Origin of the sequence: Bosea sp. AS-1 (assembly GCF_002220095.1) — a bacterium.
Classification (GTDB): domain Bacteria; phylum Pseudomonadota; class Alphaproteobacteria; order Rhizobiales; family Beijerinckiaceae; genus Allobosea.
Genome location: NZ_CP022372.1, coordinates 1,518,266 through 1,533,000, shown reverse-complemented (window position 1 = coordinate 1,533,000; position 14,735 = coordinate 1,518,266). Strand labels below are relative to the sequence as shown.

The 14,735-nt window shown below is 64.5% G+C and carries 13 protein-coding genes; 2 read left to right on the top strand and 11 right to left on the bottom strand.

Annotated features, from left to right (window positions below):
• Positions 1-28 precede the first annotated feature (28 nt).
• Positions 29-1,198: a glycosyltransferase gene (locus CE453_RS08880; protein WP_089174256.1), complete on the top strand. Its 1,170-nt coding sequence runs from the start codon at positions 29-31 to the stop codon at positions 1,196-1,198.
• Here CE453_RS08880 and CE453_RS08875 read toward each other — a convergent pair.
• From CE453_RS08875 to CE453_RS08860, 4 genes are all read right to left on the bottom strand, one after another.
• Positions 1,195-1,938, bottom strand: coding sequence for a transglutaminase-like cysteine peptidase (locus CE453_RS08875; RefSeq protein WP_210191867.1), 744 nt, complete (start codon positions 1,936-1,938; stop codon positions 1,195-1,197). The two genes, CE453_RS08880 and CE453_RS08875, sit on opposite strands and share 4 nt — an antisense overlap.
• Before the next feature lie 193 nt (positions 1,939-2,131).
• The gene (locus tag CE453_RS08870) at positions 2,132-2,893 is read right to left on the bottom strand and encodes a hypothetical protein (protein ID WP_157732959.1); all 762 of its coding nucleotides are present in this window, start codon (positions 2,891-2,893) and stop codon (positions 2,132-2,134) included.
• A 17-nt stretch (positions 2,894-2,910) separates the two neighbouring features.
• Positions 2,911-5,121, bottom strand: coding sequence for a Wzz/FepE/Etk N-terminal domain-containing protein (locus tag CE453_RS08865; RefSeq protein ID WP_089174253.1), 2,211 nt, complete (start codon positions 5,119-5,121; stop codon positions 2,911-2,913).
• A gap of 50 nt (positions 5,122-5,171) precedes the next feature.
• A complete protein-coding gene (locus tag CE453_RS08860) occupies positions 5,172-6,011 on the bottom strand; it encodes a hypothetical protein (RefSeq protein ID WP_157732958.1) in 840 nt (279 codons plus the stop codon).
• A 480-nt stretch (positions 6,012-6,491) separates the two neighbouring features.
• On the opposite strand from CE453_RS08860, the gene CE453_RS08855 reads away from it, so the two are divergent.
• Positions 6,492-7,550, top strand: a complete 1,059-nt coding sequence (locus tag CE453_RS08855; RefSeq protein ID WP_248308005.1) for a polysaccharide biosynthesis/export family protein — start codon at positions 6,492-6,494, stop codon at positions 7,548-7,550.
• A 141-nt stretch (positions 7,551-7,691) separates the two neighbouring features.
• On the opposite strand, the gene CE453_RS08850 is transcribed toward CE453_RS08855, so the two are convergent.
• The 7 genes from CE453_RS08850 to CE453_RS08820 form a co-directional block, all read right to left on the bottom strand.
• Positions 7,692-7,952 carry a hypothetical protein gene (locus tag CE453_RS08850; protein ID WP_089174250.1) on the bottom strand — a complete coding sequence of 87 codons (261 nt, stop codon included), beginning with the start codon at positions 7,950-7,952 and terminating at the stop codon, positions 7,692-7,694.
• Positions 7,953-8,112: 160 nt separating this feature from the next.
• Positions 8,113-8,991, bottom strand: coding sequence for a glucose-1-phosphate thymidylyltransferase RfbA (gene rfbA / locus CE453_RS08845; protein WP_089174249.1), 879 nt, complete (start codon positions 8,989-8,991; stop codon positions 8,113-8,115).
• Entirely contained in the window at positions 8,988-9,881 is an 894-nt protein-coding gene (gene rfbD, locus CE453_RS08840; protein ID WP_089177792.1) for a dTDP-4-dehydrorhamnose reductase, read from the bottom strand. Before rfbD ends, rfbA begins: the two co-directional genes overlap by 4 nt.
• Before the next feature lie 5 nt (positions 9,882-9,886).
• Positions 9,887-10,444, bottom strand: coding sequence for a dTDP-4-dehydrorhamnose 3,5-epimerase (gene rfbC / locus CE453_RS08835; RefSeq protein WP_089174248.1), 558 nt, complete (start codon positions 10,442-10,444; stop codon positions 9,887-9,889).
• Between the two features lie 24 nt (positions 10,445-10,468).
• A complete protein-coding gene (gene rfbB / locus CE453_RS08830) occupies positions 10,469-11,518 on the bottom strand; it encodes a dTDP-glucose 4,6-dehydratase (protein ID WP_089174247.1) in 1,050 nt (349 codons plus the stop codon).
• A gap of 113 nt (positions 11,519-11,631) precedes the next feature.
• On the bottom strand, positions 11,632-13,050 hold the full coding sequence (locus CE453_RS08825) for a mannose-1-phosphate guanylyltransferase/mannose-6-phosphate isomerase (RefSeq protein WP_089174246.1): 1,419 nt from the start codon (positions 13,048-13,050) through the stop codon (positions 11,632-11,634).
• A gap of 145 nt (positions 13,051-13,195) precedes the next feature.
• Positions 13,196-14,647: an undecaprenyl-phosphate glucose phosphotransferase gene (locus tag CE453_RS08820; RefSeq protein ID WP_089174245.1), complete on the bottom strand. Its 1,452-nt coding sequence runs from the start codon at positions 14,645-14,647 to the stop codon at positions 13,196-13,198.
• Positions 14,648-14,735 lie beyond the last annotated feature (88 nt).

The following is a 14,735-nucleotide window of genomic DNA, read 5'->3' as shown; positions in this document are numbered from 1 at the left end:
AGCCGCACACGGACAGGAGAATCCGGACGTGAAAACCGCGATCGCCCATGACTGGCTTCCAGTCTATAGCGGCGCCGAGCAGGTCCTGACGCAGATGATGAAAGTCGTCGGGCCATCCGATCTCTATACGCTCTACGAATTCCTGTCAGAGGCCGACCGCAGAAAACTCGGCGCTGCGCAGATCATCACGAGCTATCTCAATCGCCTGCCCTTCAAGAAGCAGATCTACAGGCATACCTTTCCGCTATGCCCGGCGGCGATGGAAAGCTTCGATCTCTCGGCCTACGATCTCATCCTGTCCTCCTCCGCGGCCTTCGCGAAGGGGGTTATCGTGCATCCCCATCAGCGGCACGTCGCCTATGTCCATACGCCGCCGCGCTACGCATGGGACCAGACCTTCGAATATCTCTCGCGCTCCTCGCTCGCCAAGCCGCCGCTGGGCATCATCCTGCGCAACAGCCTGCATCGACTGCGGATCTGGGACGCCCGCACCGCGCACGGCCCCGACGTGCTGTTGGCGAATTCGACGGTGGTCCGGCGACGCATCGAGCAGATCTACGGCCGCGATTCCATCGTGGTGCATCCCCCCGTCGACGTCAGTCGCTTTCCACTCTGCGAGGAGAAGGACGACTATTTCGTCGTCGCCTCACGGCTTGTTCCCTACAAGCGCATCGACCTGGTCGTCGACGCCTTCAGGCAGATGCCGGATAAGCGCTTGATCGTCGTCGGCGACGGCCCCGAGATGGGTAAACTGCGCGCCATCGCCGGCAGCAATGTCATCTTCAAGGGCCATGTGCCGCGCGACGAGCTGATCGAGACCATCCGTCGTGCCCGCGCCTTCATCTTCGCCGCCTATGAAGATTTCGGCATTGTCATGGCCGAGGCCCAGGCGGCCGGAACGCCGGTCATCGCCTATCACCGCGGCGGCGCAGAGGATATCGTCTCGCCGCTCGGCCGTCCGAAGGCGACGGGCGTGCTGTTCGAAGAACAGGAGAGCTCCGCGATCGTCGAGGCGGTACGGCACTTCATCGATCGCGCCGGCGAGATCCGTCCGAGCGATTGCTACGAGAAGGCGCTGGGATTCTCGAATGAAGCCTTCCGGCAGCGCCTCGGCCGTATCATCGACCTGACGATGGACAAATCCTTCAGACGCGACGCGATCGGCCGTCTCGAGGCCAGAATCGCCAACGCGGCTTAGTAGGCCCCGGTGGCGCTCCGAACCTCGGCGACCTGGTAGCTGCTCTCCGCCAATCTCAGCTCTGACAAGACGACGGGGGACCGCAGGACTGGGTTCTGCCGCGCGACGGGAGCGGCGGGCTGAGGCTGGCGCGCCTGAGCAATGAGATCCGGGCGCCCGACCTCGACCCAATAGAGCGGGTTGCGAGCCGACTGCATCTTCTCCCAGCGATAGCGGCTTTCCGCGGTCTGCACGATCTGCGAGCGCAGATTGTCGAGGATGAAATCACCGCGGTCGGTCTTCACGACGATGACGAGGTGCGGCTCGCCGCGCGGCGTGGTCACGGCGGCGAACAGCAGCGCGCCCTGAGGCCAGCCGAGCGCGATCAGCTCATGCCGCTTCTGCGCGGCATAGTCGTCGCAATCCCCTGCCGTAACGTTCAATGACCAGATATCCTGCCCCGGTGCATCAGGCTTGGGCGCGATCCGGCGGTTGACCGAAAGGTTGACCGATTGCAGCTGCGCCAGGCGATCCGGCGTCAGCGCCACGGGTTCAGCGACGCTTCCCGAGCATTCAGAAGCATAATTCATGCAGAACCGAATAAATCCCATCGGCGCGAGCGTATAGGATCGCTCGACCAAGCTCGGCATCGCAGGAGTGTCATAGACATTCAACGATGCCACCTTAACGGGTTTCGCAAAAGCAGACAGAGACACGCATAGCGCCGCAGCGGAAACGATCAATTTTAGGCGCAGATTCATAACCGGGCTCCTCGATGGAGCCATGCATACCAATGCCGTTTTGAGATCACGTGGAAGGCCGTGGTCGAATACTGCGTGATCGATTCAACCGGTGTTAACTACCCCATTCCACGGAGATGCTATGGATGCCGGAGCAAGCGACTGGCAGGCTTCAGGCGAGCTGCCACAAGGCGCGCAGTTCAGAGCTGATGATCTAACGCGGATAGCGCGGAGCGGGCGGCGACGGCGGCGGGAGGATCGATGCGTCCGGCTTGATCCCGGTCGCGATCACGGCGCGATACACTCCCGCATAGCGCTGCGGCGCGAAGTCTTTCAGCCGAGCCTCCAGGATCTTGCGGGCATTCTCGGGAGTCGCGGCGTAGACTGCGGCGATGTCCTGCGAAAAAGCCTTGTCCAGGAAGACATCGAGCTCCGTCTCGAACGGTTTCTCGAGGCCTGACACGCCCGAGGTGACCAGCCGCGCCACAAAGGGAATGCGCGCCCGCATGACCCATAGATCCACCGGCGCCGCGAGATAGGAAGCTTCCAGCGCCTGAACGACCGCTGGCGTCGGCCCACCGCGCTGGACCTCGACCATCGCAAGACGAAGCCAGGCATTGCCGTCGAGCGGCGAGCAGCGCAGCAGATCGCGCAGCGAGAGCGCGGCATCGTCGAGGGTTCCATCGAAGCGCGCGAAGCTGTCCGACTCGACCACCGCATCGGCCATGGCCAGGCGCACCGTGACCAGCGCGCGCGCAACCGTGGCGTTGCAGAAGCCCGCCGGACGCGGCAGTTGCGGATTGACGACGGCCTCGCGCTGCGGGATGCGGCGATAACGTTCCCCCGCTTCCAGCCGCGCGGCGTCCTGCATCAGTGGCCAGGCGCGCCAGTAATCCACCATTCCGTAGCCGGCAGCAGCGAGCCCGGTCAGTGCTACGGCGCAGGCGAACGAGCGTGCGACAGGGAAACTCGGCACTGGCGGGCCAGCCACGGTCAGTAGGAGGAATAGGAGTAGAAGTTGCGCTTATCCGAGATGTAGTTCCCGATCCGGACAGGATCGGCCTTGTTCAGGATCGTCCCGATGCACTTGGCATGGACGTTGGGATTGTGGTCGAGCATGTTCCGCACGCTTTCGCGCGGCGTGTCGCCCCATTCCACGACGAGCAGGAAGTTCGGCACGATCGGCTCGATGGCACGCGCATCGACCAGCGCCCCGAGCGGCGGCAGATCGATGACGATGTAGTCGAACTGCGTCGACGCTGCCTCGATCAGCTTCTTCATCCCCTCCGAGAGAAGGATCTCGCTGGAATGCGCGACACGCGTGTCCGGCGGCGAGGCGAGCAGCCAGACATTCAGCCCGCCAAGCTGCTTCAGCGAAGCGCCGAGGGGCTCCTTGCCCTGCACGACATCGGCCAGCCCATACTCGGCGTCCTTGGCCAGTTCGCGCGACAGGCCGAAGCGGCGCAGGTCGCCGTCGATCAGCAGCGTACGCGCGCCGGTGCTGCCCAGCAGCATGGCCAGATTGACCGAGATCATCGTCTTGCCCTCCCCGCTATACGAGGAGACAAGGCCGAGGATCTTCGCGCCCGGTCCCGATTGCTCGAAATCGAGCGAGACCTTCACCGTCCGCATCGTATCGGCGAGCCGGGAGAGCGGGTCTGTAATGGAGGCGATCAGATAGGGATTGATGCCGGACAGCGGCGAACTCGGGTCGGGCCTGGGCGTGGTGGCGGCCGTCATCACCGGAACGATCCCGAGGAATTCGACGCCGAGCTCGGAGCGGACCTGGTCGCCGGTGCGGAAGGCGATGTCGCGATATTCCCGGATCATGGCGAGGCCGACACCGCTCGCCAGCCCCGCGACGAGGCTGAAGGCCAGCACGAGCAGCGTGCGCGGCTGGGTCGCGGAGCCCGGCTTGGTCGCCCGCGTGATCACGCGGGCATCGGTCACCGGATAGCTTTGCTGTTGGATAAGCTCCTGATTGCGCTGCAGGAACGTCTGGTAGAGCCCACGATAGCTTTCCGCCTCGCGCTCCTTCTCGCGCAGCGTGACCAGCGTCATATTATCGGCGGCGCTCGCGCCGATCAGCTTGTCGAGGCTTTCCTGCAAGGATTGCTCGCGCTCGCGGCTGGTCTGCAGTTCACTCTTGACGCTTTCGGCAATGCGGCTGAGCTCCGTGAAGACCTGATCCTCGTAGTCTCGAAGCTCCTTGCGCGCGGCGAGCACCTGGACATGGTTCGTCCCCAGCCTGTCGACCAGCTCGGACATGCGCTTCGCAGCGTTGAGGTAGCGCGTCCGGAGGTCGTTGATGACCGGGCTGCTCAGCGCCTCCGGCACTGCAGCATTCATCTGCCGCGTCTCGATGATCGACTGGATCTGGGCGAAGCGCGCCTCGGCCAGCGCGCGCTGGGAACGGGCAAGGCTGAGCTGGGTGTTGAGCTCCGACAGCGACTGGTCGTTGATAAGCCGGCCACCAGCCTGGATCAGGTTGTTCTTTTCCCGGAACTGCTGCACCGCCCGGTCGCTTTCGAGCGACTTGTCACGAAGCTCTGCGATGCGGTCCTGCAGCCATGCGCTCGCGCGGCGTGTGGCGTCGTATTTCGAATCGAGCTGTTCCAGCAGATAGCCGTCCGCGATCGCATTGGCGATCGTCGCGGCCTTGACGGGGTCGCGCGACAGGAAATCCACGGAGAGGATGAAGGTCTTGTTCAGGCGCTGGACGTTCAGCCGACTCAGGAGCTTGTCGGTGACCTTGCGCCGCAGCTCTTCTTGTGCGCCCTCGATGTCCTCGCTGCGCCGCGGCAAGATCCAACCGAACAGGCTCGAGAACGCCGACGGCTCAGCGAATTCTGGATCTTCCAGCAGCTTCAGCTTGTCGATCACGCCGTTGATGACGCGCTGGGACTTCACCACCTCGACCTGGCTGTCGACCGCGCTGTTCGCCAGCACGATCTGCGTATCCTCCGGCTTGTTCGCGCCAAAGTTACGGCCGTCGATCAGAATATCGGTGGATGCCGTGTAAAGCTTCGTCGCCGTCGCCAGATAGATCGCGGCGAGCAGGACGCAGATGACGATGGCGCCGATGACGACCTTGGCTTGGCGACGAGCCCCGGACAGAAGCGCGTCGAGGTCGATCGTACCGCTGCCCACCTCATCGCGAGCGGCGAAGTTTCCATCGCCCCGATGGTGGATTTGCTGAAGCATGCTACCCGATCGTCCCTCGCTGGAGCGGCCGCCAAGGCCCGGCTCGATCCCTACTGGACGGGACTGACCGAGCCCCCTCCCAGCGTGATGTTGATGACCACCGTGCTTCCGCCTGCGCCGAACGTGCTGACGGTGGCGTTGTTACGCAAGCGCGAAAGGCCCACGCCCCCACTGCTCGGCACGCCGCCGCCCACCCCGGAGGTATCACCGCCGCCCGGCGACCCGCCGATGCCGCCGGCACCGGTCGCACCTCCGGCAGCCGCGCCGCCACCGGTCGCCGCCGTCGCGACATCGCCGGAGCTGGAGACGAACGCTGTCGTGAGTGGTCCCAGATTGGCTCGGATGATTAACTGCTGGATGATTTGGGCGACATCCGGGCGCTGCCTCACGCAGGCTCGCGCCGCCTGCGCGAGCCCGGCTCCGATCGCCGCCGTCTGCCCTGGGCTGGCGTTCTTTGCGAGGTCGATCAGAGTGGGAACGGTATGGACATCGGTGCCGGCCAGCCCCCTGACGTCCTGCGCCATCCGGCTGCCGCCGTCGGGATAGGGCGTCAACAAATCCTGCGGCGCCGCGCGGAAGGCCGAGATCGCCGAAGGATCGACAGCCAGCGGCGGCAGGAAGCAGGAAGGCGACCCGGTCAACAGCGTCATCGGATCGGGACCGGCATCGGGCGCCGGAGCTGCGCCGGAAGACGGCGCCGCCGCTGGAGCCGGCTGGGCGACCGTTCCGGGAACCGGAGTGGCAGGAACGGCGGTCGGCACAGCGGGAGCGGCGACAGGCAGAACCTGCGCCGGAAGCTCCTGGCCCTGAGCCACAGCACCGGTCGCGAGACAGGCAAGGACCACGAGCGAGCCCGGCGCGACGGATCGGCTCTTATTCTGCATGGGCATGATCAATTGTCTCAAGAAGGCGTCCGAACGATCCTGCCTGACCCAGCGAACAAAAGCAAGAAATGCACTGGTAACTCCACCTCCCTGACAAAACTGATAGTGAAGAGAGTTAATCCGCCCGGCAACTTGCCCTGAGCGAGACGTTCTTTGCATCCCGCGCGGAGAACGACAGACATTGTTAGCCGAAGCGGATTCCAAAGCTGACGAAACAACGCTGCAGCAGTTGAAACACAACATTTATGCAACATGCCACCGTGAAAGCTTCTAGGGAACATGATCGCGGCTTGCTTGCGCCGTTCAGGCGATGTTAGGTGAGCCGGTGGGGACGATATGCTAGTTAGTCTGGTACGCGTAATATCGGTCGGGATGATCGCGGCTTCCGTCTCGGCATGTACGTTCATGCCCCGGTCGGGTCCTGATCACCATCAGCTCGCGAGCGAAGCCGCGGGTTCAGTGGCGCCGGAAGCCCGGCAGCCAGATATGGCCTATGCGCTGGTCGACCTCTCGGAGTCGATCGTCAAGGCCTCGGCCGCATCGGCACCCGGCTCGATCCATCAGTCCTTCGGCGGCGGCAAGGGCGCAGCGCCCGATATTCGCGTCTCGGTCGGCGATACCGTGCAGGTCACGATCTTCGAAGCCGTTTCCGGCGGCCTGTTCATTCCGAAGGATTCCGGCACCCGTCCCGGCAATTTCGTTACGCTTCCGTCCCAGGTCGTCGAGCGCAGCGGCTCGATCTCGATCCCTTATGCCGGCCGCGTACCGGTGGTCGGCAGAACTCTGAACGAGATCCAGGAAGACATCGTCTCGCGCCTGTCCAACCGGGCCATCGAGCCTCAGGCGCTGGTGACCTTCGTGGACCGCGCCTCGGAAGTTGCGGTCGTGGGTGACGTCAACGCGTCGGCCAAGCTCAAGGTCAACTTCGAGGGCGACCGCGTGCTGGACATGATCTCGCGTGCGGGCGGCCTCAGATATGCGGGCCACGAGACTTATGTCACGCTGCAGCGCCGCGGCCGGAAGGCCACCGTCTATTTCAACCGGCTGGTGCAGGAACCGCGCGAGAACATCTTCGTCGCGCCGGGCGATACGGTCTACGTCTATCGCGAGCAGCGCTTCTTCACCGCCTTCGGCGCATCCGGCCTGCAAGGCCGCTTCGATTTCGACGCCGAGAAGCTCTATCTCGCCGACGGCGTCGGCAAGGCCGGCGGCCTGCTGGATAGCCGTGCGGATCCGGGACAGGTGTTCCTGTATCGGATGGAGAACCGCCGCATGCTCGAACAGCAGGGCGTCTCTCTTGAGAACTTCCCCGTCGACCAAAAGCAGATTCCGACGATCTACCGCGTCAACATGCGCCAGGGTCAGGGCCTGTTCCTGGCACAGAAGATGGAGATGCGCGATCGCGACGTCATCTACGTCTCGAATGCGGATCAGGTCGAGCTGACGAAGTTCCTGAACCTCGTCAACGACGTCTCGTCGACGGTCTCGGGCGTCTCCAGCGACGCGCTCGTCACCCGCAACTCGATCAGGGCGCTCGGCCGCTAAGGCATTCGGACCGAATAGGGCGACCTCTTCGGTCCGATCCGTCATTGGACGGGTTTCGGCCTCGCAACGCGCGGTAATCGTGCTGCCTGGAGAAATACGGGGATGCTCCAGGCATCACCGGCGATGCCGGCGTCCTGCCTTTCAGAACAGCCCGTTCCGCCGGCGAAATGCCTCGCGGCGACGATGCGACACATAGGAGCGCAGGCCGTAACCGATCAACGCTCCGAAGGCGATGGATGCGACGAGCCCGAAACCGACCCACAACACCGCAGCCAGGGCTCCGAGGACGAAGCCGAGCCCGATCGACGCGCAATGATTGCGCAATGCGACATAGGCATCGCCCGTCGTCAATTGCCGGGCAATCGCGCTACGCAAGCTCTGCAGCCAGCCGATGAAGCTCATGCACTCATCACATAGGCGACCGTGGCGGCGATGCAACCGCGCCTGGCACGCGGCGAAGAGCGGGGTTTTGCACCGCCCATCCGCGAGCCTTCAGCCGAAGGCCAACCAAGCCTCTTGATCGTTTGTCCCCAACGCGTGCGACCGTGCCGCGCGAAGGGCTTCAGCCGTGTTGGATCTCCGCGGCGATCTTGATGAGATACCGGCCGTAGTCGCTCTTGGCGAGCGCCCCTCCAAGCTGCTCGAGCTGGGCCGGGCTGATCCAGCCATGCCGGCAAGCCGTCTCCTCGGGGCAGGCGATGCGCAGATCCTGCCGGCTTTCCAGCGTCCGCACGAACTCGCCGGCCTGCAGCAGGCTGTCCGGCGTGCCGGTGTCGAGCCAGGCGAAGCCACGCCCCATCGTCTCGACCGAAAGCTGGCCGCGTTCGAGATAGGCCCGGTTCACGTCGGTGATCTCAAGCTCGCCACGTGGCGACGGCTTCAGGCTCGCCGCGATCTCGACCACCTGCTCATCGTAGAAATAGAGCCCCGTCACGGCCCAGTTCGATTTCGGCGCTTTCGGCTTCTCCTCGATCGAGACCGCCTTGCCCGTGGCATCGAAGGATACGACCCCGTAGCGCTCGGCATCGCGCACCTGATAGGCGAAGACCGTCGCCCCCGTACTGCGCTTGGCCGCCGTCTGCATCATCCCGGAGAGACTGTCGCCATAGAACAGGTTGTCGCCCAGGATGAGCGCGGAAGGCTTCTTGGCGACAAAGTCCGCGCCGATGATATAGGCCTGTGCCAGCCCGCCGGGATGCGGTTGCTCCGCATAGCTCAGGCTGACGCCCCAGGCCGCGCCATCCCCGAGCAACCGCTGGAAATGCGGCAGGTCGTTCGGCGTGGAGATGATCAGAATCTCGCGGATACCCGCCTGCATCAGCGTGTTCAGCGGGTAATAGATCATCGGCTTGTCGTAGACTGGCAGAAGCTGCTTGGAGATCGCCAGCGTCATCGGGTGCAACCGCGTGCCGGAGCCGCCCGCCAGAATGATACCCTTCATGATCCCTGCTCCGCTGCGATGAGCCGATCGACACAGTCCGTCACCGAGCCGCGCCAGTTCGGGAGAGCGATGCCGTGCACGGCATCGAGCTTCCCGCAATCGAGCCGCGAATTCGCCGGGCGTCGCGCCGGCGTCGGATATTCCGCCGTCGTGATCGGGCGCACCGCGACTGGCTTGCGGCCTCGCGCGGCGGCATCGGCGAAGAGAGCCTCGGCCAGCCCCGCCCAGTTCGTCTCGCCCTGCCCGCACATATGGAAGGTGCCGCGCAACGAGGTATCGTTCGGGCGCTCCAGCAGATTGCGCGCGACCCCGATCACCGCCTCAGCGATGTCGAGCGCGCTGGTCGGGCAGCCGATCTGGTCCGCCACGACAGCAACTTCGTCCCGCGTCGCGCCTAGCCCCAGCATGGTCCGTACGAAATTACGGCCAAAGGGGCTGTAGACCCAAGCCGTGCGCAGGATCGCATGGTTCTCCGTCGCCGCCGCGACAGCCAGTTCACCCGCAAGCTTCGAACGGCCATAGGCCGAAACCGGATTGACCGGGTCATCCTCGCAATAGGGGCGGTCAAGCGCTCCGTCGAAGACGTAGTCGGTCGAGATCTGGATGACGGGAATGCCGAGCGCAGCAGCCGCTCGCGCCGCTTCGCCAGCCGCCTCGCCATTGACGCGCATGGCTAGGTCGGGCTCGCTTTCGGCCTGGTCCACCGCCGTATAGGCGGCCGCATTGACGATGACATCGGGCCTGGCCGCGCGCAGCGTCGGCGCGACCGTCTTGGGAATGGCGAGGTCCAGCTCCGGGCGGCGAAGCGCGACGATCTCGACTCCCGTCGGCACGCGCTCCAGCATGGCGCGGACGATCTGGCCGGTCCAACCAGTGACGACGATGCGCAGCGTCATCAGTCGAAAAACCGCAGCATCTCGGATAGCCGCGGATGCTTGCGGTCCTTGTCCGAGAGGGTCAGTGCCTCTGCCGGCAGACCCCAGTTGATGCCGAGTGCCGGATCGTCGAAGGCGAGCCCCTCGTCGTTCTGCGGCGAATACGGCGCCGTGACCTTGTATTGCACCTCTGTATCGGGCTCGAGCGTGACGAAGCCGTGCGCAAAGCCGACCGGCACCAGAAGCTGCCGGCCGTTCTCGGCCGAAAGCTCGACTGCAACGTGCTTGCCGAACGTTTTGGAAGAGCGCCGGATATCGACCGCGACGTCGAGGATGCGGCCGCGGGTGCAGCGAACCAGCTTGTCCTGTGCCGCTGGCGGCGACTGGAAATGCAGCCCGCGCAGCGTGCCCTTCGCCGCCGACAGTGAATGGTTGTCCTGCACGAAATCGAGGTCGAGACCGGCGTCGGCGAAGGCCTGGCGACTCCAGGTCTCGCAGAAGAAGCCGCGATGATCGCCGAAACGCTGTGGCGTGACGATCTTCACATCCGGCAGCGCGCAGTTCTCGACAGTAATCATCCGTGTCCGTTCCCCCAACCGGCCTTAGCCGGCACCGAGCCGTTCTCCGCGATAGCGGCCGGCACGGATGTCGCTCCACCATGCCTGATTGGCCAGATACCAGGCGATGGTTTCCCTCAGCCCGGTTTCGAAATCGTATCGCGGCCGCCAGCCGAGCTCGCGCTCGATCTTGCCGGCGTCGATCGCATAGCGCGCATCATGGCCGGGCCGGTCGGTGACGAAGGTGATCAGCCGCTCCCGCGTCCCGGCCGGGTCGGGCCGGATCTCGTCGAGGATGGCGCAGACGCGCCGCACCACCGCGATATTGGCCATCTCGCTGCGCCCGCCGATGGCGTAGGTCTCCCCCGGCCGCCCGCGCTCCGCCACCGTCAGCAGCGCCTCGGCATGGTCCTCGACATAGAGCCAGTCGCGGACATTGCGCCCGTCGCCATAGACCGGCAGCGCCTTGCCCTCCAGCGCATTGAGGATCATCAGCGGGATCAGCTTCTCGGGGAAGTGATACGGCCCGTAATTGTTGGAGCAGTTCGTCACCAGCGTCGGCAGGCCATAGGTGTGGTGCCAGGCCCGCACGAGGTGGTCGGACGCCGCCTTCGAGGCCGAATAGGGCGAGTTCGGCTGATAGGCCGTCGCCTCGTGGAAGAGCCCCTCGGCGCCGAGCGAGCCGAAGACCTCGTCGGTCGAGATATGGTGGAAGCGGAAGCGCGCCTTCGCCTCCCCTTCCAGCCCGCGCCAGTGGCGCAGTGCCTCCTGCAGCAGGGTGAAGGTGCCGACGATGTTGGTGTCGATGAAGGCCGCCGGCCCGTCGATCGAGCGGTCGACATGGCTCTCGGCCGCCAGATGCATCACGATATCGGGCCGGAACTGCGCCAGGATCGCGCGCATCCGCTCGCCATCACCGATATCGGTATGCTCGAAGCGATAGCGCCCGCTGCCCGAGACCGGCGCCAGCGAGGCCAGGTTCCCGGCATAGGTCAGCTTGTCGACCACGCAGACCTCATGCGCCGTCGCCTCAATCAGCCGGCGAACCACCGCAGAGCCGATGAAACCCGCCCCACCCGTCACTAGAAACTTCAAGGGTCTATCCACGCACGCAGGCCTCACTCCCGCTCATCGGGCTAGAGCATCGGGCCCAAAAGGGGAAGTCGCTTTTCGGAAGAGCGATGTCACGCGAATGGACGCCACCCGCATCACGCTCGCGCGTAGACGTCCTCCAGCCGCACGATATCGTCCTCGCCGGTATAGCTGCCGACCTGTACCTCGATCAGCTCGAGGTCGATCTTGCCAGGATTGGCGAGACGGTGCGTACAGCCGATCGGCAGATAGATCGATTCATTCTCGTGCACGTGGCTGACTGCGCCGTCGAGCGTCACCTCCGCCGTGCCGCGCACTACGATCCAGTGCTCGGAGCGGTGGAAATGCTTCTGCAGGCTCAGCTTTCCGCCCGGCTTGACGTTGATCCGCTTGACCTGGAAGCGCGAGCCGAGATCGATGCGCTGATACCAGCCCCAGGGCCGGTACATGCGCAGATGCTCGGTCGCTTCGGGTCGGCCCTGCCGCTTGAGCTGCTCGACCAGGGCCTTGACCCGGCCGGCCTCCGATTTGGGCGCGATCAGGACCGCGTCGCGCGTGGCGATCGCCACCAGATCCTTCACGCCGATCGCGGTGAGCAGCATGTCGTCGCTGCGCAGCAGGGAATCCGACGTATCGATCGCCACGATCGGACCCTGCAGGACGTTGCCTGCCCCGTCCTTGGTGGCCACGGCATGAAGCGAGTCCCAGGCACCGATATCCGACCAGTCGAAGCCCGCGGCGAGAACGCCGGCCTTCTCGGTCTTCTCCATGACGGCGTAGTCGATCGAGATCTTGGGGATCGCCCCGAAAGCAGCCGGATCCAGCCGGATGAAATCCAGATCGGCTTTCGCAGCCTCGACGGCAGCACTCGCACCCGCCACGATCTGGGGTGCGAAACGCTGCAGCTCGTCGATCATGGTCGCGGTCGAGAAGACGAAATTACCGCTGTTCCAGAGAAAACCACGCTCGACATAGCCCTGTGCGGTCGCCTGGTCCGGCTTCTCGACGAAGCGCGACAGACGGTTCGCGCCCGGGCGGCCAAGCGCCTCGCCGGGCTCGATATAGCCATAGGCCGAAGAGGGCTCGGTCGGCACGATGCCGAGCGTCATGATGAGCCCGGTCGCGGCCAGAGCGGCCGCGGCCTCGCAATCGGCCCGGAAATCCGCAGCATCCAAGATGACATGGTCGGCCGCGAGTGCCACGGCCACGGCAGCGGGATCCTGCTTCTGCGCAAGCAGGGCTCCGACCGCAACCGCTGCGGCCGAGTCGCGCCGCTCGGGCTCCAGGACGATATCCCCGGCGATGTCGAGAGCCTGCATCTGTTCGGCAACGACGAAGCGGAACTCCTGATTGGTCACCACGATCGGACGCCTGAAGGGCCCTCCCTTCACGCGCAGCAGCGTCGCCTGGAAGGTCGAGAGCCCGTCATCCAGCAGCTGGATGAATTGCTTCGGCATGGAGTCGCGCGAAACCGGCCACAGGCGAGTCCCGGCGCCGCCGGCCATGATGAGAGGCGTGATGCTCGCTTTTGTCATGTGTCCGTTCAACATGGCTGGTGCAAAAACCGTTCGCCGGGGCGGAGCCAGCACTGCTCGGACCCGCCTGCCTGCGAGGAGCCTGCGCCGCGCTCGATAGCTGCATCACCGGTTCATGACCGTCAACGTCAACGCCGGGCGATGGTCAATAAGTATGCTTGACGTTGAGGAGCGTCGTGAAGGTGCGGGCAATGATCCGGATGTCGAGCCAGACGCTGGCGTTCTCGACATACCAGAGATCGAGGCGCACGCGCTCTGCCATGCTTTCGATGGTCGGCGTCTCGCCGCGGCTGCCGTTGACCTGCGCCCATCCGGTCAAGCCCGGCTTGACGTGCTGTCGATAGGGGTAGTCGCCGATCAGCTTCTCGTAGTGAGCGTCATGGGCCAGCGCATGCGGGCGTGGCCCGACGATCGACATTTCGCCGCGCAACACGTTCCAGAGCTGCGGCAACTCGTCGATGCTCAGCTTGCGAAGCCAGCGGCCGATCTTGGTGACCCGGTTGTCATGACGTGACGCCTGACGAATGGTGTCGCCGTTCTCCATCACCCGCATGCTGCGGAACTTCAGAATCTGGAACGGCCGGTTGTTGAAGCCGTTGCGCGTCTGCTTGAACAGGATCGGGCCGGGACTGTCGAGACGGATCACCGCCGCCGTCAGCAGCAGCAATGGCGCGATCAGCAACAGCGTCGTTCCGGCGACGAGAACATCGAGCCCCCGCTTGATCGAGCGCTCGGCGATCGACATCGGCGCCCGGTGCATCTCGACCGCGACGACGTCATGGGCGAAGAGCTGACTCGGGCGTCTCACCAGGTCGCCCAGCTTCGGATCGAGCACCAGCTTGATCGGCAAGGGGAGGATCCGCAGTCCGCCGACGAGGCGCTCCGCCAGCTCGAACCGGCCGGGACCGAGCGCGACGACCACCTCGTCGATCTGAGAACCGCGCAGCCCCGCAACCACATTGGAAATCGTGTTCGACAGAGCGCTTCTCTCAGCCGAGGCATCGGAAGGGAGCTTGAAACGAGCAGCAACCGAAAGGCCGAACGGCTCGAGGCGATGCATCAGCTTGGCGCGATCGAGCGTCTCTTCGTCCCCGACGAGGGCGATCCTCCGGGTTGCGAATGTGCCGTTCTCAAGCGCGCGCCGCATCCAGCCATGCCAGAAGAAGCGCAGAGCCGCGACCGCGATGAACCCGACGAGAACGAACGAAATCGTCGCCCCACGCGAAACCATGTGCCCGGCCTTGAGGGCGAAACCGATCAGGGTCAGGAAAGCGGTCACGGCCACCCAGAATGCCAGGGCATTCGAAAATTGCCGGAATGGCTGCAGGAGTTCGACAGGTCGATAGAGCCCGCGCAGCTGCATGAGCAGAACGAAGAGAACCGCAAAAAGCGCTCCCAACGCAACGGAGTCGAGTGTGTCGAACAGGACGTGGGTGGTGCCGCCCCGCACGAAGCCATAGGCCACCCCGCACAGCAGGCTCGCCACGACGATGACCACAATATCGACTCCGGCCACGACATGACCGGCCCGATCGTAGCGGAACCAACTCCCGCGCTCGCGGCGCACGCCACCAGCGGCGACAATATCGATCGCCATGAGAAATCCCGAACTGCTTGCCTGGTGCCCGATGGTGGTTACGACTTTTTAAGTCTAATTTCAACTAGAGACCGAAGGCGTCTCTTTT